At 62.3% G+C, this 26,035-nt stretch carries 29 protein-coding genes; 16 read left to right on the plus strand and 13 right to left on the minus strand.

The genetic code is table 11. The features are described 5' to 3' along the window. Positions 1 to 27: 27 nt before the first annotated feature. The 3 genes from NS6_RS14945 to NS6_RS35860 form a co-directional block, all read right to left on the minus strand. Positions 28 to 804 carry an MFS transporter gene (locus NS6_RS14945; RefSeq protein WP_157112766.1) on the minus strand — a complete coding sequence of 259 codons (777 nt, stop codon included), beginning with the start codon at positions 802 to 804 and terminating at the stop codon, positions 28 to 30. Positions 805 to 852: 48 nt separating this feature from the next. Next, positions 853 to 1,458, minus strand: a complete 606-nt coding sequence (locus NS6_RS14950) for a CatB-related O-acetyltransferase (RefSeq protein ID WP_068042293.1) — start codon at positions 1,456 to 1,458, stop codon at positions 853 to 855. Positions 1,459 to 1,568: 110 nt separating this feature from the next. Further along, complete coding sequence (locus NS6_RS35860) at positions 1,569 to 3,404, minus strand: ABC-F family ATP-binding cassette domain-containing protein (protein ID WP_245669349.1); 1,836 nt, start codon at positions 3,402 to 3,404, stop codon at positions 1,569 to 1,571. A gap of 152 nt (positions 3,405 to 3,556) precedes the next feature. On the opposite strand from NS6_RS35860, the gene NS6_RS14965 reads away from it, so the two are divergent. Continuing rightward, positions 3,557 to 4,162: a TetR/AcrR family transcriptional regulator gene (locus NS6_RS14965; protein WP_068042066.1), complete on the plus strand. Its 606-nt coding sequence runs from the start codon at positions 3,557 to 3,559 to the stop codon at positions 4,160 to 4,162. 67 nt (positions 4,163 to 4,229) lie between these two features. After that, positions 4,230 to 4,496 (plus strand): DUF5984 family protein, encoded by a 267-nt coding sequence (locus NS6_RS14970; RefSeq protein ID WP_247610716.1) that lies wholly within the window; start codon positions 4,230 to 4,232, stop codon positions 4,494 to 4,496. Between the two features lie 105 nt (positions 4,497 to 4,601). Here NS6_RS14970 and NS6_RS14975 read toward each other — a convergent pair whose 3' ends face one another. Next, positions 4,602 to 5,624 (minus strand): zinc-dependent alcohol dehydrogenase family protein, encoded by a 1,023-nt coding sequence (locus NS6_RS14975; protein WP_068042072.1) that lies wholly within the window; start codon positions 5,622 to 5,624, stop codon positions 4,602 to 4,604. A gap of 182 nt (positions 5,625 to 5,806) precedes the next feature. On the opposite strand from NS6_RS14975, the gene NS6_RS14980 reads away from it, so the two are divergent. After that, positions 5,807 to 6,313, plus strand: coding sequence for a nuclear transport factor 2 family protein (locus tag NS6_RS14980; protein ID WP_068042076.1), 507 nt, complete (start codon positions 5,807 to 5,809; stop codon positions 6,311 to 6,313). Positions 6,314 to 6,358: 45 nt separating this feature from the next. On the opposite strand, the gene NS6_RS14985 is transcribed toward NS6_RS14980, so the two are convergent. From NS6_RS14985 to NS6_RS15000, 4 genes are all read right to left on the minus strand, one after another. Next, positions 6,359 to 6,802, minus strand: a complete 444-nt coding sequence (locus tag NS6_RS14985; RefSeq protein WP_068042296.1) for a nitroreductase family deazaflavin-dependent oxidoreductase — start codon at positions 6,800 to 6,802, stop codon at positions 6,359 to 6,361. Positions 6,803 to 6,954: 152 nt separating this feature from the next. Continuing rightward, positions 6,955 to 7,278, minus strand: coding sequence for a hypothetical protein (locus NS6_RS14990; protein WP_068042080.1), 324 nt, complete (start codon positions 7,276 to 7,278; stop codon positions 6,955 to 6,957). Between the two features lie 135 nt (positions 7,279 to 7,413). After that, positions 7,414 to 8,397: a class 1b ribonucleoside-diphosphate reductase subunit beta gene (gene nrdF, locus NS6_RS14995; protein ID WP_068042083.1), complete on the minus strand. Its 984-nt coding sequence runs from the start codon at positions 8,395 to 8,397 to the stop codon at positions 7,414 to 7,416. A 68-nt stretch (positions 8,398 to 8,465) separates the two neighbouring features. Then, positions 8,466 to 8,687 (minus strand): helix-turn-helix domain-containing protein, encoded by a 222-nt coding sequence (locus NS6_RS15000; RefSeq protein WP_068042086.1) that lies wholly within the window; start codon positions 8,685 to 8,687, stop codon positions 8,466 to 8,468. 109 nt (positions 8,688 to 8,796) lie between these two features. On the opposite strand from NS6_RS15000, the gene NS6_RS15005 reads away from it, so the two are divergent. From NS6_RS15005 to NS6_RS34720, 9 genes are all read left to right on the plus strand, one after another. Beyond that, positions 8,797 to 9,012, plus strand: a complete 216-nt coding sequence (locus tag NS6_RS15005; protein WP_068042088.1) for a hypothetical protein — start codon at positions 8,797 to 8,799, stop codon at positions 9,010 to 9,012. Between the two features lie 958 nt (positions 9,013 to 9,970). Then, positions 9,971 to 10,240 carry a hypothetical protein gene (locus NS6_RS15015; RefSeq protein WP_157112767.1) on the plus strand — a complete coding sequence of 90 codons (270 nt, stop codon included), beginning with the start codon at positions 9,971 to 9,973 and terminating at the stop codon, positions 10,238 to 10,240. A gap of 1,237 nt (positions 10,241 to 11,477) precedes the next feature. Continuing rightward, positions 11,478 to 11,843 (plus strand): HNH endonuclease, encoded by a 366-nt coding sequence (locus NS6_RS36460; RefSeq protein WP_084471063.1) that lies wholly within the window; start codon positions 11,478 to 11,480, stop codon positions 11,841 to 11,843. Positions 11,844 to 11,924: 81 nt separating this feature from the next. Then, on the plus strand, positions 11,925 to 13,385 hold the full coding sequence (locus NS6_RS15020; protein ID WP_068042097.1) for a terminase large subunit domain-containing protein: 1,461 nt from the start codon (positions 11,925 to 11,927) through the stop codon (positions 13,383 to 13,385). Positions 13,386 to 13,443: 58 nt separating this feature from the next. Further along, positions 13,444 to 14,619, plus strand: coding sequence for a phage portal protein (locus NS6_RS15025; RefSeq protein WP_245669350.1), 1,176 nt, complete (start codon positions 13,444 to 13,446; stop codon positions 14,617 to 14,619). Positions 14,620 to 14,637: 18 nt separating this feature from the next. Further along, entirely contained in the window at positions 14,638 to 15,054 is a 417-nt protein-coding gene (locus tag NS6_RS33900) for a hypothetical protein (RefSeq protein ID WP_084471064.1), read from the plus strand. A gap of 116 nt (positions 15,055 to 15,170) precedes the next feature. Continuing rightward, a complete protein-coding gene (locus tag NS6_RS15035) occupies positions 15,171 to 16,010 on the plus strand; it encodes a phage major capsid protein (protein ID WP_068042106.1) in 840 nt (279 codons plus the stop codon). 2 nt (positions 16,011 to 16,012) lie between these two features. After that, positions 16,013 to 16,327 (plus strand): hypothetical protein, encoded by a 315-nt coding sequence (locus NS6_RS33905; protein WP_084471065.1) that lies wholly within the window; start codon positions 16,013 to 16,015, stop codon positions 16,325 to 16,327. A gap of 14 nt (positions 16,328 to 16,341) precedes the next feature. Then, on the plus strand, positions 16,342 to 16,683 hold the full coding sequence (locus NS6_RS34720; RefSeq protein ID WP_157112768.1) for a 6,7-dimethyl-8-ribityllumazine synthase: 342 nt from the start codon (positions 16,342 to 16,344) through the stop codon (positions 16,681 to 16,683). A 55-nt stretch (positions 16,684 to 16,738) separates the two neighbouring features. Here NS6_RS34720 and NS6_RS15045 read toward each other — a convergent pair whose 3' ends face one another. The 5 genes from NS6_RS15045 to NS6_RS15065 form a co-directional block, all read right to left on the minus strand. Continuing rightward, entirely contained in the window at positions 16,739 to 16,972 is a 234-nt protein-coding gene (locus NS6_RS15045; RefSeq protein ID WP_068042114.1) for a hypothetical protein, read from the minus strand. Further along, on the minus strand, positions 16,972 to 17,322 hold the full coding sequence (locus tag NS6_RS15050; protein ID WP_068042117.1) for a hypothetical protein: 351 nt from the start codon (positions 17,320 to 17,322) through the stop codon (positions 16,972 to 16,974). Before NS6_RS15050 ends, NS6_RS15045 begins: the two co-directional genes overlap by 1 nt. A 1-nt stretch (position 17,323) precedes the next feature. After that, the gene (locus NS6_RS15055; RefSeq protein ID WP_084471066.1) at positions 17,324 to 18,826 is read right to left on the minus strand and encodes a recombinase family protein; all 1,503 of its coding nucleotides are present in this window, start codon (positions 18,824 to 18,826) and stop codon (positions 17,324 to 17,326) included. Positions 18,827 to 19,041: 215 nt separating this feature from the next. Continuing rightward, positions 19,042 to 19,263, minus strand: a complete 222-nt coding sequence (locus NS6_RS15060) for a hypothetical protein (RefSeq protein WP_068042122.1) — start codon at positions 19,261 to 19,263, stop codon at positions 19,042 to 19,044. A 94-nt stretch (positions 19,264 to 19,357) separates the two neighbouring features. Further along, a complete protein-coding gene (locus tag NS6_RS15065) occupies positions 19,358 to 20,449 on the minus strand; it encodes an ABC transporter substrate-binding protein (protein WP_084471067.1) in 1,092 nt (363 codons plus the stop codon). Between the two features lie 369 nt (positions 20,450 to 20,818). On the opposite strand from NS6_RS15065, the gene ctaD reads away from it, so the two are divergent. The 4 genes from ctaD to NS6_RS15085 all read left to right on the plus strand — a co-directional run bounded on the left by ctaD (position 20,819) and on the right by NS6_RS15085 (position 25,950). Beyond that, positions 20,819 to 22,558, plus strand: coding sequence for an aa3-type cytochrome oxidase subunit I (gene ctaD / locus NS6_RS15070; RefSeq protein ID WP_068042129.1), 1,740 nt, complete (start codon positions 20,819 to 20,821; stop codon positions 22,556 to 22,558). A gap of 326 nt (positions 22,559 to 22,884) precedes the next feature. After that, on the plus strand, positions 22,885 to 24,102 hold the full coding sequence (gene serB / locus NS6_RS15075; protein WP_245669358.1) for a phosphoserine phosphatase SerB: 1,218 nt from the start codon (positions 22,885 to 22,887) through the stop codon (positions 24,100 to 24,102). A gap of 139 nt (positions 24,103 to 24,241) precedes the next feature. Next, positions 24,242 to 25,078 carry an aminoacyl-tRNA hydrolase gene (locus NS6_RS15080; protein WP_084471068.1) on the plus strand — a complete coding sequence of 279 codons (837 nt, stop codon included), beginning with the start codon at positions 24,242 to 24,244 and terminating at the stop codon, positions 25,076 to 25,078. Positions 25,079 to 25,116: 38 nt separating this feature from the next. Continuing rightward, positions 25,117 to 25,950: an ABC transporter ATP-binding protein gene (locus tag NS6_RS15085; protein ID WP_068042133.1), complete on the plus strand. Its 834-nt coding sequence runs from the start codon at positions 25,117 to 25,119 to the stop codon at positions 25,948 to 25,950. Positions 25,951 to 26,035 lie beyond the last annotated feature (85 nt).

The following is a 26,035-nucleotide window of genomic DNA, read 5'->3' on the forward strand; positions in this document are numbered from 1 at the left end:
GTGGGTGGCCGGAGTCGTTGCCGCGGTTCAGTGGCCCGGGGGCTGGGGCGGATACTGTGCCGCGGGATGCTGGGCTACCGGGTACTGCGGAGCCGGGTACTGCGGAGCCGGATACCGGGCTACCGGATTCTGTGGAGCCGGGTACGGCGGAGGCGACGGGTAGGGCATTCCGTACGGTGCGGGCCGGGCGGTGCGGCCCGCACCAGCAGCTCGGGCCATTCCGCTGACGGCACCGGCGAGTATCGCGGCTAGCAGGAAGAGCACCGTCGCCAGGTGCGCCAACCGGAAGCTGAGCATCTCCGATATCGCACGATTGACGAACGGTGCGGCGACCGCGGCCAGGACGCCGAGAACTGCCACCACAGTGGCCCCGGCAGCCCGTGGTCCCCGAATGCGCCGCACCACCGCGACGGTGACTCCCACCACGACGCCCGCGCCGAGTCCGCTGATCGCCCGCCCGGCGAGCAGCATCGCGCCACCAGTGGCGAACGACGTGAGAAGCACACCGACGACCATCACGCCGAGCGCGGGAAGCACGAGCGCCGTCGGAAAGCGGCCGCCGAGAAGGAAACCGAGCGCGAACGTCACCGCCGCGGCGATCAGATACGGAAGGACGCCCATCAACAAGAAGTCCCGGGGCAGCAAGCCGAATTCCACCATCATGTGTGACAGCCGGCCGGGCTCGTACACAGAGGTGAGCATGAACAAGCCTGTGATCGTCCCGATTCCGGGTCCGATCAGCATCCACCAGGGCAGATCTGCCTCGGAGCTCAGGTGATTCCCCGTAGGCGGTAACGCGGCCATCCGTTCACGATAGTCCCCCTCGGTCGTCCGGCGCGGGGTGAGCGCTTCTCAACCCGGTGGTGCTGCGGCCTCGAGACCGGCGATATCGCCCGACATGATGATGCGGATGTGCTCGGTGAGGTGGTCGAGCGGCCAATCCCACCAGGCGACCGTGAGCAGCCGGGCGATATCGCTGTCGCTGAAGCGTTTCCGGATGAGCCTGGCCGGATTACCACCGACGATCCCGTAATCGGGCACGTCACCGGTCACCACCGAGCCGGTGCTGACGATCGCGCCGTGGCCGATCCGGGCGCCGGGCATCACCGTCGTGCCGTTACCGAACCAGACATCATTGCCGACCACGGTGTCCCCGCGGCCCGGCAGATCGGTGATCAGGTCGAAATGCTGCGACCACGAGCCGCCCATGGTGGGGAACGGGAAAGTCGAGGGGCCGTCCATGCGGTGGTTGGCGCCGTTCATGATGAACCGGACCCCGGTGCCCAGAGCACAGAATTTTCCGATGATCAGTTTTTCCGGGCCGTAGTGGTAGAGGACGTTACGGGTTTCGAAGGCGGTGGGGTCGTCGGGGTCGTCGTAGTAGGAGAACTCGCCGACTTCGATCAGTGGTGAGGCGACCAGCGGTTTCAGCAACACGACCCGCGGTTGGCCGGGCATGGGGTGCAGGACGGTGGGGTCGGCCGGAACAGGGGCGGGGGTGTCGGTCAATGCGGAACTCCTTCGGGAAGGGTGTTCGAGGGCTGTGTTGTACCGCTGGCGATTCGGGGTCAGGAAACTCCGGCGGGCGAGGCTGCGCGCAGAGTCAGGTGGGCACCCCGCCACCGGTCGCGTAGCCGGCGGTCGTGGCTGACGATCACGAGCGCGCCCGGGTAATCGGTCAGGGCGGTCTCCAGATCTTCGACGAGGCCGGGGGAGAGGTGGTTGGTGGGTTCGTCGAGCAGTAGCGCCGCCACCGGCTCGGTGACCAGCCGGGCCAGCGCCAGCCGCTGCCGCTGGCCGGTGGACAGGTCGCCGACCCGGGTCGTGAGCTGGGCGCGGGTGAAAAGGCCGAGGGTGAGTAGCCGCTCGGCATGCTCGTCGGCCAGGCCCGCGCGGTCGTGCGCGAAAGCGGCCAGCAACGTACGGCCGGGATCGCCGGTCCGGGGTTCCTGTGCGAGATAACCGATACGGCCGCTCCGCGTGACCGTTCCGCTGTCCGGTTCGAGTTCACCGGCCAGCACCCGGAGCAGCGTGGTTTTACCGGCGCCGTTCGGTCCGGTGATCAGCACGCGCTCACCCGCCGCGACGGCAACACTCGTGGGGAACAGTCTGCCGGCGATGCCGATACCGGTGGCCTGTAGCACGGCGTCTTGCGCCCACCTCGGCCCGGTGTTCGGCGGCTTCTCGCGCGGGTCGCGGTGCGGCCGCTCTGGTAGTAGGCCGACCGACGGCTCTTCGAATGTGTCGCCTTGCGCTCCGTCCGGCACATCGTTCGGGGTTCGCCCGAGCGACGTGCCCGGTGTGCCGTCGAGCACAGTGCGGTCCGTCCTGTCGGGTGTGGTGCCGGGCCGCGTGCCCGGCACGGTGGCCCGTTCCCCCGCTGCCCACGGGGCGGCGGTGAACCGCAATGGTTCCGGAGGTGGCGGTACGGGATCATCCAAGAGGCGGCGTAGTCGTTCCTCGGCATTGCGGACCCGGCCGGCCAGGGACTGCTGAACCCGCCCGCCTGCCCGGTCGTAGGCCATCTTGTTGTTGTCCTTCATTGCCCGCCCCGGGGCAACCCGGCGGGCCGTGGTCGCGATGGTTTCGCGCAGCCGTTCGGTATCGGAGTGCCACTGCGTATACGCCTGCACCCACCGCTGCCGGGCCGCGGCCTTTTCGGCCCGAAAGCCCTGGTAGCCGTTGCCGTAGCGGATCACGCACCGGCGGTCCGCGTCAACCTCCAGCAAGGTAGTGGTGACGCGTTCGAGGAAGACCCGGTCGTGCGAGACCGCCACCGTCGTGCCCCGGCGGGTCCGCAGATGCTCTTCCAGCCAGGTCAGGGCGTTATCGTCGAGGTGATTGGTCGGCTCGTCCAGCAGCAGTACCTCGGGCGCGGCCGCGAGCAGGGCAGCCAGCCGCAAGCGGACCTGTTCGCCGCCGGACAGCCCGGCGACGGTACGTCCCCGGGAGACCAGTCCCAAGCCGAGTCCGTGCAGGGCCCGTTCCACCCGGGCGTCGGCATCGTAACCACCACGCAGTTCGAAAACAGTCGACAGGTTGCCGTATTCGGCCAACCCCGAGTCGTCTCCCGCGGCCATCCCGTCTTCCAGCTGGCGCATCCGTGCTTCGATCCGGCGCAGCTCGTGCAACGCCCGATCGATGATCTGCTGGACCGTCAGCTGTGCCGGTAACTCTTCGTCCTGGGCGAGGTAGCCGATACCGCCCTCGGCGTCGACGACGATTGCACCGTGGTCGGGCTGTTCCCGCCCGGCGATCAGGCGCAGCAGCGTGGATTTACCGGACCCGTTCTCCCCGATGATCCCGGTGCGTTCACCCGCGCCGAGCGTGCATGTGACCCCGTCGAGTACGAGCCGGCCGTGGAAGGATTTGCTGACCGCGAGTGCGGTGATCTGTGTGGGCATACAGGAACTCCGAAGTATTCGAGGACACGGCCACCACCGACCGCAGGACCGGAGAAACACTTCGGAAGAACATCGGCACCCTCACTAGTGCGACAACAGTTGCATTAGGATGATGCCACGGCACTACCCATTCGAGCAACCGGATACCGACGATGAACCCACCCGCCAGGCCCCGCCCGCGTCCCGGCGGCCGCACCGCCCGCATCCGCGAACAGGTCCTCGACGCCGTGCGCGCCGAACTCACCGAACACGGCTACGACGCCCTCACCGTCGATACAGTCGCCGCCCGCGCCGGCGTGCACCGCACCACGGTGTACCGCCGCTGGCGCGATACCGGCGGCCTCATCGCCGACCTCTTCGCCGCAGCCGCCGATATCGACTGGCACCCCCGCGATACCGGCTCCCTCCGCGGCGACCTGGCGGTGCTGAACGCCGAAATCCAGGAATCGTTCACCGAGCAACCCTCGATCGCGGCGGCGCTGGTCGCGGTGTCGTTCCGTTCGGAAGAGGCAGCTCGGGCCCTGCAACAACTCTGGGAGGACCGCTACGCCCAATCCGAGATCATCGTCGAACGAGCTCTGCGCCGCGGTGAGCTCCCACCCCGCACCGACCCCCGCGCCCTCCTCATCGCCGCTACCGCCCCCCTGTACCACCAGCTCGTGCTCCTCCGCACCCCACCCGACCCCGGCCTCCCCGACCGTGCCGCCCACACCGCCACTGTTGCCGGCCGCGCCGGAGCCTTCACCTCACCGCGGTAGCTGTTCGTACACCGGGTCGACACCTGTGTGCCGATCGAGTTTCCTCATGGTGTGATTCACCGCACCGCTGTCCGGCCGAGCCTCGGTGCTCACCGAGGAATTCGTCGCCGCGGTGACGGAGTTCGACCGAAGCCTGTTCGAAGTCATGCAGGAACGGGTGGACGGTATCGCCGCCACCGGCCCGCCTACCGGGGTCTCGATCGATCTTCCCGGCCTGTACCGCGAGCACGCCGAACGGCGGACCTGGTTGTCGCGGGCACTGGCACTCGAAGTCGGCACCGATTGGGATGCGGTCCGGTCCGGTGCGTCGATGCTGCTTCCGCGTTCGGGGTGATCCCCGCATCTCGCCCCCACCGCGAAGGGCAAGCGCGTATTCGATCGGTACCTGTACGACGTGCCGATGCGCCGTATCACAGGATCCGCCGGGGCGGCCGAAGTGTCAGACGGTCAGCAGGACCTTGATGGCGCGGCGTTCATCCATTGCCCGGTAGCCCTCGGCGGCCTGCTCCAGCGGGAGCGTGAGGTCGAAGACCTCGCCGGGGTCGATATCGCCGCGGACGATGAGATCGATCAGTTCGGGTAGGAAACGGCGTACCGGGGCGGGGCCGCCGTGCAGGTGCACGCTGGAGAAGAACAACTGCATTCCGTCGAGTTGTACATCGTGGGCGACGCCGACATAACCGACGTGCCCGCCGGGGCGGGTCGCGCGGATGGCCTGCATCATCGACTCCTGGGTGCCCACCGCCTCGATGGTCGAATGCGCACCGAGCCCGCCGGTGAGTTCCTTGATCTTCGCGACTCCCGCTTTACCGCGTTCCTCGACGATATCGGTGGCGCCGAACCTGCGAGCCAGTGCTTGCCGGTCGGCGTGGCGGCTCATGGCGATGATCCGGTCGGCGCCGAGTTGTTTCGCGGCGAGGACGGCGAGCAGCCCGACGGCGCCGTCACCGACGACGACCACTGTTTTCCCGGGCGCCACCTCGGCGGCCACCGCGGCGAACCAGCCGGTGCCGAGCACATCGGAGGCCGCGAGCAACGCCGGGTACTGCGCGGGTCCGGGTGCGCCGGGCACGGGGACCAGGGTGCCGTCGGCGAGGGGGATGCGGGCGCGCTCGGCCTGGGTACCGATCGAACCGATGGGGACGCTGTGCACACAGCGGCTCTGATAGCCGGCGCGGCAGATCTCGCACGTGTTGTCGGAGGCGAAGAACGACCCCACCACGAAATCGCCCACCGCTATGTTGCGCACATCCGGGCCGATCTCCTCGACCACCCCGATGTACTCGTGCCCCATCGGAGCGGGACCTTCGACCTGTTCGACACCGCGGTACGGCCACAGATCCGACCCGCAGATACAGGTGGCGGCGATCCGGATGACCGCGTCGGTGGGTTCGGTGATCACCGGGTCGGTACGGTCTTCGACGCGCACATCGCCGGGGGCGTACAGCATGACTCCACGCATCTTCGGGCTCCTTCTCCGGTGTTTTCGGGGATCGTCCCGCTGTCCGGCGGTCACTGTAGGGTGCCACGCGGCAGTGTGATGGAGCAGAGACCGGGCGGTCACGAGCCGGGCTCAGGGATACACTGCGCGAGGACCGCACCGCCGACTCCGGTCGGCCGAACCCTTGTACGAGGAGGGCCCGTATGCCACCTGCACCGATACCGCATTTCGAGGAAACCGATCTGGCGCAGCGAGTGGCGCGATTGGAGGCGGTCGAGGCGATCAAGGCTCTCAAACATCGTTACTTGCGGGCGTGTGATGCCAAGGACCCGAAGGCTTTCCGGGAGTGTTTCATCGCTGCGGGCGCCGCGGTCGACTACGGGGCGCTCGGCTCGTTCGACGCCGACGGTATGGCGGCAGTGTTCGAGAAGTTCGCGTTGCGGAAGGTCGACGGGAAGAACGTGATCCTCGATATGCACCACGGGACCCACCCCGACATCACCGTCCACGACGCGGAGCACGCATCCGGGAAGTGGACGCTGAAATTCCGTCAGGTGAACTTGATCGAGAACACCGAGACGGTGATGACCGGCGAGTACGACGACGAATACGTTGTCGAGGACGGCGGATGGAAGATCGCTGCCTGCCGGTTCGTGCAGTACTGGTCGATCACGCGGCGGGTCGACGACAGCTGCCGGGTCACCCAGTAGCGCGGCGGGCCGGGCGTAAGCGCCGGCTCCTCCGCGGAGCGGGTATCAGGCGTCCTCGATGCGGAAGAGCGTGCACCGGCCGGCCAGGGCGGCGAACTCGTCGGGGTCGTCGCTGGTCACGACCCCGGACTTGATCATGACCGGTACCCCGGTGGGTACCAGCCGCGGGAATTCCCGCAGCACCGGCTCGCTGTCGGCCGCCGGGATCTCCACCAGGCGAACCGTCCGCTCGAGCCGCCCCACCGTCAGTTCCGCGGTATCGGCGGCCTGGACGTTCTTCACCCAGTCCGCGCCGGGAATACCGCCGAGAACATATTCGACGCCGTCGTATTCGAACGGTGTCACCGGTGTGGTGCGAGGTTTGCCCGATTTCCGGCCCGGCACGGTGAGTAACGCCATCGGCAGCCGGATTCCCACCCGGCTGACAGCGACCATTGCCCGATTCATCGGTTTCAGCCACCGGGGAATCTTGGCGTTGTTGCCTGCCATTGTGCGGTCCTCCCACTCGAACGCCTCATCCACGCTCCGGCGAGCGAGCCGTCCGAGGCGGCCCGCTCCGGCATGGTAGCGGTTGCGGGTGGCAGCCGCCGACGGTTGGGTGGTGTGCCTCGCCGGGGTTCGGCACACCGAGGACCGGGCGGCTACCTTGCGGCCACGCCGGACCAGCCGTAGTGCCGCTCGATCGAATGGGGCGGCACGACCGCGACGGGCCGGCCGCCGCAGTTGTCGTTGTCGAACAACAGATACGGGCGTGAACTGCGGTTGTCGATAGTGATGTCCCGCGGGAAACCGCTCGCCCAGCAGGAATCCAGATTGCTGATTTCCAACTTGTTGTCGATGAGTACCACTTCCCGGCCGCCCCCGAAACCGGCCGAGCCGGTGGGGAGCGCGGCAACGACCGGTGCTGCCACGGTCATCGCAGTGACAGCGAGTGCGCTTGCAATAGAGAGCTTTCCGAATTTCACGGTAGAACTGTATCGGCACTGCCCTGCGAGACCGTCCGGCACCTCGGCGCGGTGAGCTGCGTCGAGCGGGCGCTGTGGAATCTCGACGAAGGTCTACCGGATCCTGCGCGTCTCGCGGGGCGCCGGACGGGCGGGTCAGAAGTCCCAGTCGTCGTCTTCGGTGTTGACCGCCTTACCGATGACATAGCTGGAACCCGACCCGGAGAAGAAGTCGTGGTTCTCATCGGCGTTGGGGGAAAGTGCCGACAAGATCGCCGGGTTGACCTCGGTTTCGTCCTTCGGGAACAGGCCCTCGTAACCGAGGTTCATCAGCGCCTTGTTGGCGTTGTAGCGGAGGAACTTCTTGACGTCCTCGGTGAGCCCGACCTCGTCGTACAGGTCCTGGGTGTATTCCACCTCATTGTCGTACAGCTCGAACAGCAGCTCGAAGGTATAGTTCTTGAGCTCATCGCGTTCGGCCTGGGTGACCTGCTCGAGGCCGCGCTGGTATTTGTAGCCGATGTAGTAGCCGTGCACCGCCTCGTCACGGATGATCAGGCGGATCATATCGGCGGTATTGGTGAGCTTGGCCCGCGACGACCAGTGCATCGGCAGGTAGAAGCCGGAGTAGAACAGGAAGCTCTCCAGCAGCGTCGAGGCGACCTTGCGTTTGAGCGGATCGTCGCCCCGGTAGTAGTCGAGGACGATCTCGGCCTTGCGCTGGAGGTTGCGGTTCTCCTCCGACCAGCGGAAGGCGTCGTCGATCTCGCGGGTGGAGCACAGCGTGGAGAAGATCGAACTGTAGCTCTTGGCGTGCACCGATTCCATGAACGCGATATTGGTGAGCACCGCCTCTTCGTGCGGGGTCAGTGCATCGGGGATGAGGCTGACCGCCCCGACCGTGCCCTGGATGGTATCCAGCAGCGTGAGTCCGGTGAACACCCGCATGGTGAGTTGTTTCTCGTCCGCGGTGAGGGTGGCCCAGGACGGGATGTCGTTGGACACCGGGACCTTCTCGGGGAGCCAGAAGTTACCCGTGAGCCGATCCCAGACCTCGGCATCCTTCTCGTCGGGTACCCGATTCCAGTTGATGGCCGAAACCCGATCAATTACGTTGGTTGTAACCTTCTCCGGCTGCATAACCTCACACTATCCCAGTGGTGAGGAGGGGGTTACCGACCCAGTGATACGGCGTTAGCCCCGGCACGTCAGTGCTGGGTCATGAGTTCCAGCGGGTTAACCCCTAGTGCCTCGGCCAGACGTTCTACAGACCTCAACGTCATGTTGTGGCGTCCGGCCTCGATGCCTGCCACGTACCGGGTGGACAGCCCAAGGACATCGTTCGCCAAGCGTTCTTGGCTCAGCTTCATCTCACGGCGTATCCGGAGCAGGTTGGTACCGACGACGCGTTGTAGCTCTCCCTCGGCCATAGGTACATGTTCAAGTCCTTGACACGTACGTACCACGATGTCATCACTACTAGTAGCTATCTGTATCCGAAGCGATGACAACCAGAAGCGATAGCTTCATACTGTTGTGATGACTACGTTCGAGGTTCGGGTTAGACCCGACAAAGACGGATGGTTCGTGTTCGCCCCTGCGTTCGGCGTCGGCCGCTTCGTTCAGGACGAAGAGAAGATCCCCGCGGTAGCCCGCGGGATGATCGCCGCTTGCGGGTCAGCACCCAGAGAGTTCAGCGTGAGCATCGACACACCGGAGGGCGAAACCTCGAAAGTAGAACCATTAAATAAGTGAGGTCCATTGTGCCCGGGCCGTACATTGGGCGTGACCTGCGTGTATTCGTCCTCATCCAGGCGGCGGATGGCGCTCGGTGTGTGGAGCCGGACAACGCCAACGCTGCGCGTTGGGGTCATGGCTCAAAATGCACCATGAGGTCATTCTCTGATCATTCGGGTATTGCTCGAAACACGGTCAAGAAGTACCTGGACACCTGGGACGTCATGGCGGACCGGGGCTACGTCCCGGACCGGACCGAGCTTGAGCCTGGCGAGGATATCGACGTACCCGTGATCTACACCACATCTAGTGATCGGACATCGAATATTACAGGGATATATAAGTGAGGGGCTTCAGCCCCGAACCGAGGTACTTCGTAACGATCTGGTCTCAACCCTGAAAAAGGCTCGTACTTAAAGGGTGGGAGAGAAAAATACTCATGCATATATAAGTGAGGGGCTTCAGCCCCGAACGCTAGAGAGTTCACGCGGTGGACACCTCCACAGTCTCAGGTTGGTAACATTCGATAACGTTCCGGTCTACGCCGGGCGTGTTTCTCGAAAATCGCACCATTAGATAAGTGAGGGGGTTGAGACCCCGGAAGCTAACCTCCCTAGGTGATCTACACCACTTCTATAGCTTCAGAATGAAAAAACGCTCCTACTTATATAGTGAGGGAGTCTGAAGGTTCTAGATCGGTGACCCTGGTCACTTCTAGAGGATGAACATCGAATATTACAGGCATATATAAGTGAGGGGCCTCAGCCCCATACCCGGCACCACGAGGTGACCGGGATTTTTTACGACTCTTTTCGATAGACAACCCAAGGAAGCGGCATGGATACCAACCGTTGCCGCTCCGGTCGGCACGTCATCACAGGACCACAGGACAGACGCCCTAACGGCGGGTGTTTGTACTGCCAACGACTGAACCAGGCTGCGTACCAGCGCAGGCGAAGAAAAAGGATGAACACCGATGGCAATCACAACCCCTAAACCGACACCACGCATGATGCCTGCCAGGAAGAAACCGGATGAACCGGTGCAACGTATCGGGTTCCAAAGCATGGACGACCACGTAAAGGTCGTATCCGTCGCTGAGGGTCGTACCTGGATGGTCGATATCGGAACGTTCATGCGCGAAGGAGACTTCGCAGGGTTTGTGTATACGAACCGGTCTACTAACGCAAAGACCGCGGTTGTTGTCCCGTTGGATCAGATCATCCGTTTGGAGTACGCACAGTGAGCCGTCGGGTTGTTTATTCGAATCACTGGGACAAAAAGTACCAGTGCACCACGCACAAGATTTCTATCGCAGGAACCGATCGGTTCATTCTCTTGACCGACGAACTCCTTGCAGACCTTATTAACCAAATCGCGGCCTCGAAAGGCATCTCTAATGAACACCAGGACCAGTAACCGTCTCGTCACCGCTGCCGACGACGTGTTGGAGATTATCCAGTGGGACCAGGCGTACAACCGCAACGGGTTGAAGATCAACCGTACGGTAATGAACGTCCTTCGGACCTACGCCAACAACACGACGCTTAGGGTCGAGAAGATCTCCATAGCGAGGCTGGAAGAAGCTACCGGCCTTAGTCGTCGCGGGATCATTAAACAGATCCAGGAGAATATCGACGCGGGATGGTTGTCCAAGCCGAGCCGAGGCAACTCGGGTGGTTCGACCAACACGTACCAGCTGACCTATGGTCGGACTTCAGAGAGTCTTAAGGTAGTGAACTACAGTGCACACTATGATTCCCCTAGTGAACTACAGTTCACTACCCCTAGTGAACTAGAGTGCACTACCCTAGTGAACTACAGTGCACCACGTAGTGAACTAGAGTGCACACCTACTACTCATATAACTACTCAAAAAGAAACTACTAATAAAACTACTCATATAGAGACCAGCGCTGAAGCGATGGGATCTGTAGATCCCTTGGAAGAGACCACCGGGGATTTTCCTTCCCTATCGGGAATCCCCGATGGTCGAGAGGAACCCTATGCGTTGGTTAACCGTGAAACTGGAAGTCAGTTAGGCTCGTCCGACCGGACGGCCGATACATCCCCGTTGGAGAACTCGACTATGAGCAATACAGTGGGCTCGTCGGCTCAGCCGTGCGGAGCATCGGCGTATGCGGTGTGCAAGAAAGATCCATTCATGGATGACTACACGTGCAGTACTCACGATGAGTTCATTGAACCCGAACCCGAGGTTCTTCCTCCTCCGGTGTCTTCGTGGGGTAGACCCAAGTGCGGTAGCTCATCGTGTAGTGATCCCGAGTGCGCGGTTCATGGGGGGCTCTCACAGACTTGCCCTTTCTAAGCCCTTGGATTAGTCGGGGGTAGACAACTACACCAACCAGAGCCGTTAGGCCCTTAGCGTGGCAGTGAGACGCCTCTACGGCGCTCTCTATGCCTTCGAGAGATCCACTCTCTCAGGACGCTGGGGGCCTTTGTTGTGTGCTCATGAAAGAACCATGAGTGATCTATTCAAGCCGTGTCTTGTATGCGGTGAACTATCCAAGGAATCCCGGTGCTCAGAACACCGGATAGTCAAGACATCGAACCGAGTCGTCAAGACTGACTCAACGCGTTGGAAGAAACTCAGCGCCAAGCTGAGAAAGCTCCAACCATGGTGCACCGAGTGCGGTGCAACCAATGACCTGTGCGCAGACCACATCATTCCTGTCTCTGAACGTCCTGAACTCGTGTACGCGACGGAGAACATTCAGATTCTTTGCCGTAGATGCAACGGCAGGAAATCAGGATCACCACCGAGCGAAGCTCAACGAGCGGAGGTGGAACAACGTCTTAAGAACCGAAGGAAACCACGATGTATCTAGATGACCAGGGGATATACCCCCCTTTGATCGCTTCGCCCTCCCTCGTCCAGGCTTCCTTTCCGTTAGTAAAGGCGGGGTAAAATGACGAGTAGGGTATCTGGCCGGAAAAAAGCGATTACGGCCGAACCGCTGGTTTTCAAGGGTTATCCACGGGATAGAGCCAAGCGGCGAGAACGATTCATTCGTGAGTACATCATCGTTCCTAAAGGCGTTGGAGCCGGTAAAAAAGTCAAACTTCGGGAGTTTCAGCAGGATATTATCCGTGGTTCATACAGTCCCGGCGTACGAACCTCGCTGGTCTCCATGCCACGAGCCAACGGTAAGACCGCCCTAGCGGCGATGCTGGGTCTCGCAGAGATGTTCGTCGGGGATATGTCCGCTGAGGTTCTTGTCGTGGCCTCGGATCAACGCCAGGCGTCGATTACGTTCAACCTGGCGCGGAGAATGGTCGAGCTGAGCCCTGTTCTCGCTGAGCGTGTACACGTCTACAAAGACAAGCTGTACTTGCCGGAGAATGACGCGACGCTTATTCCGTTGCCCGCTGATCCAAGCGCCCTACACGGCTGGGACCCGTCGCTAATGATCATCGATGAGCTTCACGTCGTTACCGAAGAGGTTTGGGAGGCGGTTACCTCGGTGACCGGTAAGCGTCCGGAGTCTTTGACCCTTGCTATCTCTACTCCGTCAGATTCTTCGGACTCGATCATGTGGAAGCTCGTTGAACACGGCCGGTCGGGTACTGACCCTGCATTCTTCCTGAAAGAATTCGGTGCCCCTGAAGGTTGTGCAGTAGATGACCATGAAGCGTGGTTGATCGCTAACCCTGCGATGTCCTGTACACAGCCGTTCTTGTCCGTGGATGGCATGGAGGCTGCTAGGCGTACTCTCCGTGAGCCTGTGTTCAGGCAGCTGCGACTAGGCCAGTGGGTGACCGGTACTGAGGCATGGTTGCCGTTCGGTGCGTGGGATGCATGCACAGACCATAGGGAAATCGGTAGGTCCAAAGTTGTCTTGGCGTTCGATGGTTCCGCTTCCGGTGACTCGACAGCGCTTATCGGATGCACTCTGGATGGACACGTATTCGTAGAGGGACTCTGGGAGAACCCCGGGGATCAGCAATGGCGGGTACCGCGGGCGGATGTAGATACCGCGGTAGCAATGGCATTCGAGAAATACGACGTAGTAGAACTCGCCGCCGACCCGTGGGGTTGGCGTACCGAGATCGAATCGTGGGCTAAGCGCCACGGTGAGAAACGGGTTCTCGAATGGAACACCGCTGCCGCTCAGCGTATGGCACCGGCTACTGACCGGCTGTACCAAGCCGTAGTTACCGGGAACGTCACCCACGACGGTGACGCAAGGCTCTCCAAGCATCTAGCTCACTGCGTGGCTAAGCGAACACCGATGGGTGACTTGGTTTCCAAAGACAAAAAGAATTCACCACGGAAGATAGACGCTGCGGTCGGTGCGATTATCGCGTTCGAGCGTGCTGCTATCCACGCGGGTAAATCACGTAGGAAAGTAGGCAGCTTTGCCGCATGACGATTTGATCATAGAAATGGCTCAGCGCCTTGACGCTGGGTCTGCTAATAGGCACCGGTTGGAGTTGTATTCGGCTGGAGAACAGCCGCTTACGTTCCTTGCTCCCGAGATTCGGGCAGCGCTGAACAACCGGCTGAGCCGGGTAAGCATCGGTGTACCTCGGATGCTGGTTGATGCTCTGGCAGAGCGTCTGAGGCTCACTGGTTTCGATGACTTGTCGGTCTGGGATCTTTTTCTCCAGAACGATATGGATCAGTTGTCCGGTGTCGTTCACCGAGAAGCGTTGACGCTGGGAAATTCCTACGTCACGGTCTGGGACAAAATCACCGTAGAGACAGCGCACCAGATGGTGACCATGGAGGACCCCGGAACCAGGGAGACGGTTGCAGGGTTCAAGCGCTGGGAGACCGATAAGACCACCGAAGGGGTTTTGTACCTTCCGAACACGATCGTTCGTCTCCGGGCCAATCAGACGGGTGCAACGACCCAAGGGTTCGAGGTTGTTGACGAGCTGGAGAACCCGTTGGGTGTCGTCCCGGTGGTCCGGTTCAAGAATTCGGATCGCTTGCTGGGTGAGGGTGTCTCGGCTATGGAGCCGGTGTTGTCGTTGACCGATGCACTGACCAAGCTCACGACGGACATGCTCACGTCGTCCGAGTACTCGGCCCGGCCTCGCAGGTGGGCTACCGGTGTAGAGCTTGCCGAGCGTGATGTGTTGGACGACGAAGGTAACCCGACCGGAGAAACCGAAGCGGTTAACCCGTTTGGAGAGAACGACCGGATGATGATCAGCGAAGCGGCTGATTCGAAGTTCGGACAACTGCAAGGCGCTGACCTCGCCGCATACCAGAACGCTATCAATGTGATTATGCGTCAGATCAGCGCGGTATCAGGGCTTCCGGAACACATGCTCGGCATCGGTGGGGATAACCCGACCTCTGCCGACGCTATGCGATCATCCGAATCTGCTCTGACTGCCAAAGCTGAGGCCAAACAATCCCAGTTCGGCCGCTCGTGGGAACAGGTGGCACGTCTGGCTATCGCTGCTCGCGATGGTGTCGACCCTGCGTCGGTGAGCGTGTCGGCACAGTGGGCCGATCCGGCTACCCGGTCGGTAGCTCAGGAAGCAGACGCCGTGGTGAAACTATTCTCCGCTGGTCTGCTCTCTCAAAGGTTCGCGCTTAAGCGTCTCGGCTATTCCGATGCCGAGGTTCGAGAAATCATCGCCAACTAAAAACTAGGAGAAATTCGTATGACCGATCAGGTATCGGATACGAACAATATCGAGCTGGACTCGATAGAAGAACCGATTAACGACGAAGGAACAACGGACAATGACGACTCAGACACTTTCCCGCGAGCTTATGTCGAGAAACTACGTGCTGAGTCTGCTCAGTACCGTGTTAAATCTCAGTCTGCTGATGCTCTTGCTAATCGGCTTCATGTAGAACTCGTGAAAGCGACCGGTCGTCTCGCTGATCCTTCGGACCTGCCTTTTAATGAGGCTCATATCGATGATCCGGCAACCCTGGAGGCTGCTATTGATGAGCTGATTAAGAACAAACCTCACCTTGCTTCCCGGAAACCGCGGGGCGATATCGGCCAGGGTGCAACCACTAAGACGGTTTCCACCGTCGACCTCGCGGCCCTTCTCAGGTCCCGCGCCTAACAAATCATTCGGTACATCGGGGCCTGGCGCCCCCTTGTGCCGTGGTTAGTCCTGGCGACTACCGAAGTCCTTTATTCACGGGTGGCTTAACGCTGCCCTTTCATGAAAGGGTCGTAATGACCAACTCCACTACTTCTGCCCCTGAACTGATTCAGGAACAGGTTTCCTCGCTGCTGGTTCAGCCGCTGGAGGCTGCTTCGGTTGTTTTGTCTTCGGGTCCTCAGATCTTCGATTCTTCGGAGCCGCTGCGTATTCCGACCGTGACCGCTGGCGTTGCTGCCGGTTTCGTCGCTGAGAATGCGCTGATCCCGGACGCTGATGTCGATTTCGGTGAAATTACTTTGATGCCTTCGAACCGTACGAGCATCAAAGCTATGACGAAGTTCAGCAATGAGCTTCTGCGACAGAGCACTGTCGGTCTGGACGCTGTCCTTAAGACTCGACTCGTTAGCGATGTGTCCAACGCTCTGGATACCGCTTTGCTGACCGGTGCGGGTACTTCGAACAGCATCACCGGCCTGATCAATCAGGCGGGCGTGCAGACCGGCGAACTCGATGTTGCCGATCCGGATACTCTGCTGGATGCTCTCGCTCTGGCTGCCGCTGCTGAAGTTACCCCGAACCGTTGGTTCATCTCGGGTGCTGATTTCTTCGCTCTGCGGAAGCTGAAGGAAGCCACCGGATCTAGCAAGTACCTGCTTGAAGAGAACGTCCACGCGGGTGCTACTTACTCGCTGTTCGGTATCCCGGTGACCGTTACCAACAAGCTCCCTGCCGGTAAGGCTGTGCTTGTCGACATGGCACAGGTGGCCGTGGTTCGGGACCTGGCCCCGTCGGTGACTGTGCTCTCCGAGCGGTTCGCCGAGTACGACCAGCAGGCTATCCGGGTGGTTACCCGGTATGACCTGGGTCTGCTTCATCCCGAAGGCGTTGTTGTCCTGACGGACGTGGCGTAATCATGGCTGCCGTTACGGGTGAACAAGTAGCGGCATTCCTTGGCCAAGCCACCAATACTGAATTGGTGGCTATGGCTTCGGCTCATGCCGTGGTGATTACGTCTATGGTCCGGGCCTACACCCGCGACGGGGGGTTTACCGCGAATATCCCCAACGCTGAGATTGAAGCGGTTATCGTCACTGCTACGTCTCGTCTGGTGGCTAATCCGGAACAGTTGGATCAAACCGTGGGATCGGTAGGTGTCCGAGGAGGATTCACCGGTTTTAACCTCGCTGAACTAGCGGTGTTGAACCGGTACAGAAAGCGGGCGGCATGATCTTTCATGACCGGGTGACGGTCGTCTACAAAATAGACGGACCTAAAGACCCGTTCAATAATCCGACGAAGATTGATGTCACGGTTCCGGATGTTCCAGCGGAAGTATTCTCGCTGGACTCTGATGTGTCAATATCGAGTGATCTAGCTTCGGTAATCAACCGGTACCGGCTCATCATCCATCCGATGGCAGATATCCCCGCTAAGAATGCAGTAAACGAACTGCGGTTCTCGTGGGGTCCGTATCAGGTGACCGGTAATTATTCTGGCCTGATAGCCGATGGTGCTGTAGAACGCCATGTGATCCGTGGTCGTCTGCACCATTACGAGGTCATCTGTAAATCAGTAGTCGGCTAGCTGTAGCCTGACCGGTGGTCGGGGGATGCTACCTACATCCCCCGGCCCCAGGCAGTCAGTTAGACATCAGTCGCCACACCGTCAGGACACGAGCGCGTCCCGTGGCGCTGAGGTATCGGTGTTCCAGTTCTTTGGTGGCAGGTCCACCAAAATGCTTGTGTGCGGCGGCTATATGCGCCGAACCGTAGCCGTAGCGTTCCTCGGTGAGGATGGACAGCGCCCCGTCTGCTTCCAGGTCGACCAGTGCCGGGAGGGTATCGCCGGAGAAGCTAGGCAGGGTGACAGTCATCAGAACAAACCCTTCTGAACCGCCGGGATAACCGGCTTCCAAATATTCGTGTGTACGCTGAGTTCGTCGTCCCACTCGTGAATCAGAAGCTCAAAAAATCCACAGTTCTCCAGCGCAATCATTGCGGTTACTATCTCGTCCGGCTCACCGATATTCTCGAGTGCCCCATCTTCAGGAACCCCAAGGGTTACACTCGCGTACTCCGGAGTCTCAGACCACGAGAACGGCAAAGTTTCCTGACTCGCCTCCTGCATGCCTCGGGCGATATACGCGGAGAGTGCGGATTCTGTATCGAAGAAATCCGGGTGAGTGTAGATGTCGAACAGCCAGCGATCCCAGTCGAATCCCATTTTAGTTTCCTATTCCGAGTGATTTACGAATCTCTTCTGCTCGGACCTCTCGCCGCTTGTTATGCTCTTCGGTTGATCCGATGTGCAAACGTTCGAGTAGATCCACGGGGATAATTACATTGGCGTACCAGGCACCGGATGCGCCTTTCTGGCCCTCTATCTTTACGTCTACGGTGATACCGGCGTCCGTCAAGGTTTTCCTACGCTCGGACCAATCAGCAGCGCGGAACACTTGCCCCCACGTTTTCCCGGTCGGGATGTATTCCCAGTGAGCCTCGGTTACGGGAAGTTCTTCAAGTGTGGCAATCTTGGAGTCCAGCGCGGTTATTTGTTTGATCAGAGTATCCCGCGCACCGCGGGATTTGATCCCCTCCATGACCGCAGACAGCTCGGCTACAGCCTCACGAGCGGAGTTGAGTTCTTCGGTGTGGTTGCTAGCGGACACCCAACGGCGTTCTTCAAGCTCGTATTCGCCAAGCTCATCGATAAACATTTCTTCTAGGAGGTCCTCTATTTGCTTCGCTGGAATCTGTTTATGGTCCGGGTGGTTCTTGGTGCACCGGTAGTACCGGTAGTTCTTCCCCTCTTTGTTGTGGTCCATATGCGTAAAGTTACCGCCGCAGGTGGCACACTTCGCTACACCGAGTAGCGGTGACGCGCTCCGGGTCCGTTTAGTGTTCGGGTTACGCCGTCGTTCTCTGGCGGCTTGCAGCCGGTTCCATTCATCCAGGGTTATCAACGGCTCCGCGAGCATCGCGGGTTCTCCCTGATCGTCCCGAACGACTTCACCCTTGTACGTCGCGTAGCCCAGCAGTGTTTTGGATTCGGTGATCTGCCACAGCGTCATAGATTCCCACCGGGATTTCTTCCCGGTCGCAGTGGGTACCTTGTCCTCGGTCAAGTCGTGAGCTACTTCGGATACGGATTTACCCGAGATGATTTCGTTTACGATCCGTCGAACGATTTTCGAGTGTTCCGGATGAGCTTTCAGTTTCCATCCGACGTCGGCCCGGTATTTCTGGAACCCGTAGGGGACTGCTCCACCGGGGAACCTGCCGAGCTTCAACAGTTTCGCCCGAGAGGCGGAGGATCGTTCCGCTATGGCCTCTAGTTCACCTTCGGCGACACCGGCTATGACGTTGGCGACCAAGCGGCCTATCCAGTTGCTCAGGTCGATCTGATCCGAGATGCACACCAACGCCTTGTTGTGGTCCAAGCACCAGCCGAACAACTTGTTCAGCGGGATCACTCGGCGCCCGAACCGGTCGAGCTTCCACCCAACCAACAAGTCGTACTTGTCTGAACCTGTGTCGGTGAGCCAGGGCCCTAGGCCCTTGGTATCAAACGGGTCGACGGACCCGGATACGTCCCGGTCTACAGCCCAGCCGACCACGACATGCCCGTGCATGTCAGCCCACTGCTGTATCAGTTCTTCTTGTCGTTCCAGCGAGGTTGATTCCTCGGTTGCCCTGGAGATACGGAGTCTTCCTACTACTCTTGCCATGGGTTCAACCTACGGCATAGATGACACCCGATCGATGAGCTTCATGCTGCTTCCACACCCTTCCCAACGAATCCGACGACAACCCTGCGCGTGCCGTAACACTACCCCTTGGGGGTCGAATCACCGAGCGGCACCAGAACTTGTGTTTTCAGCGTCGAATGCGCTAGAAGAGCGGGAACTTCGGCGCACTGGCAACCGCAGGCGCCGAGCCTACTTCAGTCGTCGCCGGGTGGTTTGTGCCGGCCGCTCGATCCGTCGTCGCCCGACGACGACGGCGACATGGCCAGGCCGAACGCCAGACCGAAACCGATTCCGAGCCCCACCCCGAGGGCGAGATTGCCGAGGACTGCGAGGCCGAGCGGGATCCCGATCGCCAGTCCGATGACGATCCCGATACTCAACCGGTAACCGAGTGAGCGATCACCACCGGCGCCCATACTTCGACGGTACCGGCATCCGGTGCTCTCACCTGCGATTTCATTGTTCCGGGATGGTCTCGGGGAGGTCGCGAACAGGTGTTCGGCGCCGGGATCACTCCATCACGTAGGAGTTGAGGCTGTCCTGGATATCGGTGAGTACCGCACGCGCCGAGGTCAGGCCCGTGGTGTGCCAGAGAGCGTCGTCGACCACGAAGGTACGGCCGTCGGTGGCCGCACCGAGTTCTTTCCACTCCGACGAACGCATCACCGATTCGCCGTGCTCCTGGCCCTCCGGACCGGCGAACATGACATAGATGAGATCGCCCTCGGCGGCGACGGGATCGGATTCGTCCAGCGGTTCCGATTCGTCCCGCTGCGCGGCCGGCCGTTGCGCGCCGGTATCGGCGAGAACCTGCGACGCGAAGGTTTCGCTGCCCATGATCTCGCTACCGGTGGCGGTGAACCGGACCAGGGATGCCTCGGTGAATGCCGCGTTGATGGATTTACCGGTGTCGGCGGCCTCGGTGCGGTAGTCGTCGAGCGCCTCTCGCCCGAAGGTAGCGCGGCCCATGGCACCCGCGAACGCGCTGAACTGCTCCTCCCAGGTCTTGTCGGTGCCGACCAGGACCGTCGGGGCGATATCGCTCAGGGCGGCGTAGTTGCCCCGGCCTGCCGGTACCTCGCCGATGATGAGGTCGGGGTCGAGCTGGGCGATGAGCGCGGGGTCGGGATCGGTGGCGACACCGACGCCGGGGACCTCCAGCACCCCGTATCCCAGGTAACCCGGCTGGGGCGCCGGGCCGGGGACGGTGGTGGCGCCGACGACCCGCTCCCACAGGCCCACGGCACAGGTCGCGTCGAGTGCGGAGGTGCCGAGCACCACGATTCGCTGCGGATCGGCCGGAACCCGCGATTCACCCGAGGCGTGCCGGACGGCACGGGTGGGGCCGTCGGCCGGATCGGCGGGGGCGGGCAGCGGGCACGCCTGTGTGGTGTCCCGCTCCGTCCCGACCACACCCGCGCCGGCGATCTTGGTGGTGGTGCGGACGATCGACGCCGAGTTATCGGGTTGGCTCGCGCATCCGGCCACCGCCACCGCGATACAGGCGAGCGCGGCGCCCACGAACCGGTGGGCGCGGCGCGCCCGGGTGGAGTTCCGGGGTTTGCGCGCGGCTGGGGTACGGACAGCAGGGCTCACCGGCATGCCGGGAAGGGTACATGCCCACCGGGATTCGCTGCGCGCCAGCGCCTGCCGCCGAGCTCGGCCCCCGATCGCCGAGGTGGCTGCCCGTACCGCGCGCGCAGGCGGACGGGCAGGTCCTGCGGGTGCGGGCGGCGGCGGCCACCGGTCGCAGGGCTCCGGGTGCCGCGATGGTTCCGCAGCTCGGCGGCCCGTTGCGCGGAACTTGACAGGCCGGTAGTACGACACAGAGTAGGACCCGTTCGGTCGCCGCTCGGCGGACGGTTTACGATTCGAGAAGCGCAAGCTAACCGTTGGCTGTCCCGCGCGACGGGTCAGCGGGCAAACAGTGGAGCCTGCGGAGCGACCCTAAAGGCACCTTCAGGAGGATCAGTGACTGCCGTAGAGCCCAAGCCAGTCCCGCAGGGGGTGGAAGCGACTCGGCCATTCCCGGCACGATTGGGGCCGAAGGGGTCGTTCATATACAAGGCGGTGACAACCACGGACCCGAAGGTCCTGGGTGTCATGTACTTGACCACCTCGATGGCGTTCTTCCTCATCGGCGGCCTGATGGCGCTGATGATGCGAGGTGAGCTCGCTCGGCCGGGCCTGCAGTTCCTTTCGCCCGAGCAGTTCAACCAGCTGTTCACCATGCACGGCACGATCATGCTGCTGTTCTACGCGACCGCGATCGTGTTCGGTTTCGCCAATATCATCCTGCCGCTGCAGATCGGCGCCCCCGACGTCGCTTTCCCGCGACTGAACGCCTTCAGCTACTGGCTGTACGCGTTCGGCGCCAGCATGGCGACCGCGGGCTTCATCACCCCGGGCGGTGCCGCGGACTTCGGCTGGACGGCGTACGTGCCGCTCACCGATATCCTGCATTCGCCGGGTGTGGGCACCGACCTGTGGATCATGGGCCTGGCCGTTTCCGGCCTGGGCACCATCCTCGGTGGTGTGAACATGCTGACGACCGTGGTCTGCCTGCGCGCTCCGGGTATGACCATGTTCCGGATGCCTATCTTCACCTGGAACATCGCCGTCACCAGCGTGCTGATCCTGCTCGCGTTCCCACTGCTGACCGCCGCCCTGCTGGGTCTGGCCTACGACCGCCACCTGGGCGGCCACATCTACGACCCCGGGACCGGCGGCATCCTGCTCTACCAGCACCTGTTCTGGTTCTTCGGGCATCCCGAGGTGTACATCATCGCGCTGCCGTTCTTCGGTATCGTCTCCGAGATCTTCCCGGTGTTCAGCCGTAAACCGATCTTCGGCTACACCACCCTGGTCTACGCGACCCTCGGTATCGCGGCCCTGTCCATCGCCGTGTGGGCGCACCATATGTATGCCACCGGCGCGGTGCTGCTGCCGTACTTCTCGTTCATGACCTTCCTGATCGCGGTCCCGACCGGCGTGAAGTTCTTCAACTGGATCGGCACCATGTGGAAGGGGCAATTGACGTTCGAGTCACCGATGTTGTTCTCGGTGGGCTTCCTCGTCACCTTCCTGTTCGGTGGTCTGTCCGGTGTCATCCTGGCCAGCCCGCCGCTGGACTTCCACGTCACCGACTCCTACTTCGTGGTCGCGCACTTCCACTACGTGCTCTTCGGCACCATCGTGTTCGCCACCTATGCCGGTATCTACTTCTGGTTCCCGAAGATGACCGGTCGCATGCTGGACGAACGTCTTGCGAAGTGGCACTTCTGGACCACGTTCTTCGGTTTCCACCTCACCTTCCTGGTACAGCACTGGCTGGGTGCCGAGGGTATGCCCCGCCGCTACGCCGACTACCAGGCCGGTGACGGGTTCACCACGCTGAACACCATCTCCACCATCGGCGCCTTCATCCTGGGTGCCTCGATGCTGCCGTTCCTGTGGAACGTCTTCAAGAGCTACCGCTACGGCGAGGTGGTGACAGTGGACGATCCGTGGGGTTACGGCAACTCGCTGGAATGGGCCACCAGCTGCCCGCCGCCACGGCACAACTTCTACGAACTGCCGCGGATCCGGTCCGAACGTCCGGCTTTCGAACTGCACTACCCGCACATGATCGAGCGGATGCGCAAGGAAGCACACGTCGGGCTCAGTGGTGAAGCCAAACACCATCCCGAGGAGACGCTGGTCAAGTCCTGACGCGTCCCCGCAGTGCACAGATGCGCCCGTCGGCCCAGGTCGGCGGGCGTACTGCGTTTCCGGTCGCGCAACAGAGGGGCCGTCGGCAGCGGGCCGAGTGCGGAACGCTTAGATTGTGGAGGGTCTTGCACGATTCCAGGCCCTCCGTCACGGCGCAGTGCAGCGCCCCGGATTCGCCCACCTCAAAGGCTCGGGGCCCGTCTCGTTCTGGAGCGACAGAGCGGGGGAGCGAAGCGGAGGAGCGGCGGAGTGAAGAACGAGACCCATAGAGCCCCGAACCCCGCGCCGCCGGAGGCGGCGCAATGATACAGAGAGTGAGCAGGTTCTTGGCCGAGACGACCGTTCTCGTCACCGTTACCGGGCCCGATCGCCCGGGGGTCACCTCGGTGTTGTTGACCGCGTTGTCGCGGCATCGGGTGAGTCTGCTCGATATCGAGCAGGTGGTGATCCGCGGCCGGCTCACGTTGGGCGTGCTGGTCAGCTGCCCCTCCGATCCCGAATCTTTGCAGGACGACCTCGAAGAGGCGATGAACACCGTCGGTATGCAGGTCGATGTGGACGTCGATGCCGATGCCGCCCGAGGCCCGGTTTCCACGCATGCCGTGGTGGTGCTGGGCGCGCCGGTGACGGCGCGGGCGTTCAGTGCGGTGTCGCGAGAGCTGGCCGCGCTCGACGTGAACATCGATCTGATTCGCGGTATAGCCGACTATCCGGTCACCGGTATGGAGTTGATGGTTACCGCCCCGGATCGGGCCGGTGATACCGATTCGCGGCTGCGGACGGCGCTGGCCGAGGTCGCGGTCACCGAGCGCGTCGATATCGCGGTGGAGCGGGCCGGGCTGGCTCGGCGGGCCAAACGGCTGATCGTGTTCGATGTGGATTCGACCCTCATTCAGGGGGAAGTCATCGAAATGCTGGCCGCCTATGCGGGCGTCGAGGAGCAGGTGCGTGCCGTCACCGAGGCGGCGATGCGCGGTGAGATCGATTTCGCGGAATCGTTGCGGCAGCGGGTGGCGACCCTGGCCGGGCTGGACGAATCGGTGATCGCGGAGGTCGCGGCGACCATCGCCCTGACGCCCGGCGCGCGCACGACCATCCGGACACTGAAACGTCTCGGTTTCCGGTGCGGTGTGGTGTCCGGTGGTTTCCGGCAGGTGATCGATCCGCTGGCCCGTGAGCTCGAACTCGATTTCGTGCAGGCCAATGTGCTGGAAGTGGTCGAGGGCACACTCACCGGCCGGGTGGCGGGGCAGATCGTGGACCGTGCCTACAAGGCGACCGCGCTGCGGGCTTTCGCGGCCGAATCCGGGGTCCCGATGGAGCAGACGGTCGCGGTCGGCGACGGGGCCAACGATATCGATATGTTGAACGCGGCGGGTCTGGGTGTGGCGTTCAACGCCAAACCGGCGCTGCGCGAGGTCGCCGACACCGCCTTGTCGCATCCCTACCTCGACGCGGTGCTGTTCATTCTCGGGGTCACCCGGGACGAGGTGGAGGCCGCGGATGCGGAAGATGGCCTGCTGCGGCGAGTACCGCTGGGGTAGACGCGCTGGACCGCGGCGAGGTGTGTGTACCTGCCATGTTGCCGGAGCGGGTTGCGGAGGCAGGTCCACGGCGGGTGTAGTGCGAGGGCGTAGGTAGGCTGTCGACCGGTGTTGGTCGGGTGCTTGGAGGCTTTGTGTGATGCTGCCGGATAGCGGCGCGGATGTGGTGGCGGGCGATCACGAATGGGACGAGGTAGGGGATCTGCCGCCGGACCCGGATGTCGATTTCTACGGTGACCCAGGGTTTTCCGAGCGCCACTCGGAACTTGCCGCGGGTTATGGGGGTTCGGGCGACCCCGATGATCCCGCTCAGGTCCAGGCCATGCAGATGGTGTTGCATCTGCCCAAGACGGATCCGCCGGCGCGGAGTGATCTGCTTGCCGCGGCGGCCGGTGCGGCGGTGGCGCTGTGCCTGGACCCGCGGGTGGGTTCCGCGGGCGAGTGGGAGCAGCCGTATCTGGCGTGGAAGCGGTCGCGGATCCGGAAGGTCGCCCGGCGGGCGCGGGGTGCGCAGTGGGCAGCCGCGAACGAGGTGCCCGGGGTGACCGTCGAAAGCGGTGGGGCGTTGGTGCGGGCGTTGGTGCCGGGGCCGGTGGGGTCGGTGGATCCGCGGATCCGGCGGCTCCAGATCGGTGGTACCGACCTGGAGTCCGATGATCCGGGGCCGGTTCCGCTGGATGTACCGGTGTTCTGGGTGAATGCCGCGCTGGGGATGACGGTCGGTAAGGCCGCCGCGCAGGTCGGGCATGCGAGCATGCTGTTCGCCGGTGCGTTGCCGGTGGAGCAGGCGCGGGCCTGGGCGCAGCGCGGATTCGCCTGTGCGGTCCGTGAAGCCGAGCCCGACGAATGGGAGATGCTGCGCACCGCGGTGGCGCGTAGCGCGGCGACTGCGGTCCGCGATGCGGGTTTCACCGAGGTGGCTCCCGGATCGACCACGGTGATCGCCACCCGCCCGGCGCGACTCGATCACCGGTAGCGTGCCCGGTGCCGCGACCCAGTACGTCTCGAGACAAGATGGAGGCCGTGGCGCACCCCGATCCAGATCTGCTCATCGACTTCACCAGCGTTTCCATCCGCCGCAACGGGCATACGCTCGTCGGGCCTGTCACCTGGCAGGTCGAACTCGACGAACGCTGGGTGATATTGGGGCCCAACGGGGCCGGTAAAACGTCGCTGCTGCAGCTCGCGGCCGCCGAAAACCATCCCTCCTACGGGACGGCCTACGTGCTGGGTGAACGCCTGGGCCGGACCGATATCAGCGAGCTGCGGCCGCGGATCGGTTTGTCCTCGGCGGCGCTGGCGGCCCGGATTCCCGCCGAGGAACGGGTCGCCGATCTGGTCGTCTCCGCGGGGTACGCGGTACTCGGCAGGTGGCGCGAGAAGTACGACGATATCGATATCGACCGCGCGATCGATATGTTGGAAAGCCTGGGCGCGGAACATCTTCTGGACCGCACCTACGGCACGCTCTCGGAGGGCGAACGCAAGCGGGTCTTGATCGCGCGCGCCCTCATGACCGATCCGGAACTGCTGCTGCTCGACGAACCGGCCGCCGGGGTGGATCTGGGGGGTCGCGAGGAACTGGTGGAAAGCCTCGGCGATCTCGCCGCCGACCCCGATGCGCCCGCCCTCGTCCTGGTGACCCACCACGTCGAGGAGATCCCGCCCGGGTTCACCCACTGCATGTTGCTGAGCGAGGGGGAAATCGTGAAGCAGGGCCTGCTCGGCGATGTGCTGACCGCCGAGAACCTCAGCGAAGCCTTCCGCCAATCCATTGCTCTGGACCGGATCGACGACCGCTTCTTCGCCCGCCGCGCCCGCCGCCTCGGCAGGCATCGCTCCCGCTGAGGGGGGATCAGATCCGGTCCTCGATTCCAGTTATTTACTCGGCGACCCGGTGGGCTACCTGACTGCCGAAGAAATGGACACCCTC

Origin of the sequence: Nocardia speluncae NBRC 108251 (assembly GCF_001613245.1) — a bacterium.
Lineage (GTDB): Bacteria > Actinomycetota > Actinomycetes > Mycobacteriales > Mycobacteriaceae > Nocardia > Nocardia speluncae.

Bases quoted from the DNA above. Each gene is read 5' to 3' on its own strand.
- NS6_RS14945 (WP_157112766.1), bottom strand. From the start codon at position 804: ATGGCCGCGTTACCGCCTACGGGGAATCACCTGAGCTCCGAGGCAGAT.
- NS6_RS14950 (WP_068042293.1), bottom strand. From the start codon at position 1,458: ATGCCCGGCCAACCGCGGGTCGTGTTGCTGAAACCGCTGGTCGCCTCA.
- NS6_RS35860 (WP_245669349.1), bottom strand. From the start codon at position 3,404: ATGCCCACACAGATCACCGCACTCGCGGTCAGCAAATCCTTCCACGGC.
- NS6_RS14965 (WP_068042066.1), top strand. From the start codon at position 3,557: ATGAACCCACCCGCCAGGCCCCGCCCGCGTCCCGGCGGCCGCACCGCC.
- NS6_RS14975 (WP_068042072.1), bottom strand. From the start codon at position 5,624: ATGCGTGGAGTCATGCTGTACGCCCCCGGCGATGTGCGCGTCGAAGAC.
- NS6_RS14980 (WP_068042076.1), top strand. From the start codon at position 5,807: ATGCCACCTGCACCGATACCGCATTTCGAGGAAACCGATCTGGCGCAG.
- NS6_RS14985 (WP_068042296.1), bottom strand. From the start codon at position 6,802: ATGGCAGGCAACAACGCCAAGATTCCCCGGTGGCTGAAACCGATGAAT.
- nrdF (WP_068042083.1), bottom strand. From the start codon at position 8,397: ATGCAGCCGGAGAAGGTTACAACCAACGTAATTGATCGGGTTTCGGCC.
- NS6_RS15000 (WP_068042086.1), bottom strand. From the start codon at position 8,687: ATGGCCGAGGGAGAGCTACAACGCGTCGTCGGTACCAACCTGCTCCGG.
- NS6_RS15005 (WP_068042088.1), top strand. From the start codon at position 8,797: ATGACTACGTTCGAGGTTCGGGTTAGACCCGACAAAGACGGATGGTTC.
- NS6_RS15015 (WP_157112767.1), top strand. From the start codon at position 9,971: ATGGCAATCACAACCCCTAAACCGACACCACGCATGATGCCTGCCAGG.
- NS6_RS36460 (WP_084471063.1), top strand. From the start codon at position 11,478: ATGAGTGATCTATTCAAGCCGTGTCTTGTATGCGGTGAACTATCCAAG.
- NS6_RS15020 (WP_068042097.1), top strand. From the start codon at position 11,925: ATGACGAGTAGGGTATCTGGCCGGAAAAAAGCGATTACGGCCGAACCG.
- NS6_RS33900 (WP_084471064.1), top strand. From the start codon at position 14,638: ATGACCGATCAGGTATCGGATACGAACAATATCGAGCTGGACTCGATA.
- NS6_RS15035 (WP_068042106.1), top strand. From the start codon at position 15,171: ATGACCAACTCCACTACTTCTGCCCCTGAACTGATTCAGGAACAGGTT.
- NS6_RS33905 (WP_084471065.1), top strand. From the start codon at position 16,013: ATGGCTGCCGTTACGGGTGAACAAGTAGCGGCATTCCTTGGCCAAGCC.
- NS6_RS15045 (WP_068042114.1), bottom strand. From the start codon at position 16,972: ATGACTGTCACCCTGCCTAGCTTCTCCGGCGATACCCTCCCGGCACTG.
- NS6_RS15050 (WP_068042117.1), bottom strand. From the start codon at position 17,322: ATGGGATTCGACTGGGATCGCTGGCTGTTCGACATCTACACTCACCCG.
- NS6_RS15055 (WP_084471066.1), bottom strand. From the start codon at position 18,826: ATGGCAAGAGTAGTAGGAAGACTCCGTATCTCCAGGGCAACCGAGGAA.
- NS6_RS15060 (WP_068042122.1), bottom strand. From the start codon at position 19,263: ATGGGCGCCGGTGGTGATCGCTCACTCGGTTACCGGTTGAGTATCGGG.
- NS6_RS15065 (WP_084471067.1), bottom strand. From the start codon at position 20,449: ATGCCGGTGAGCCCTGCTGTCCGTACCCCAGCCGCGCGCAAACCCCGG.
- NS6_RS15080 (WP_084471068.1), top strand. From the start codon at position 24,242: ATGCTGCCGGATAGCGGCGCGGATGTGGTGGCGGGCGATCACGAATGG.
- NS6_RS15085 (WP_068042133.1), top strand. From the start codon at position 25,117: ATGGAGGCCGTGGCGCACCCCGATCCAGATCTGCTCATCGACTTCACC.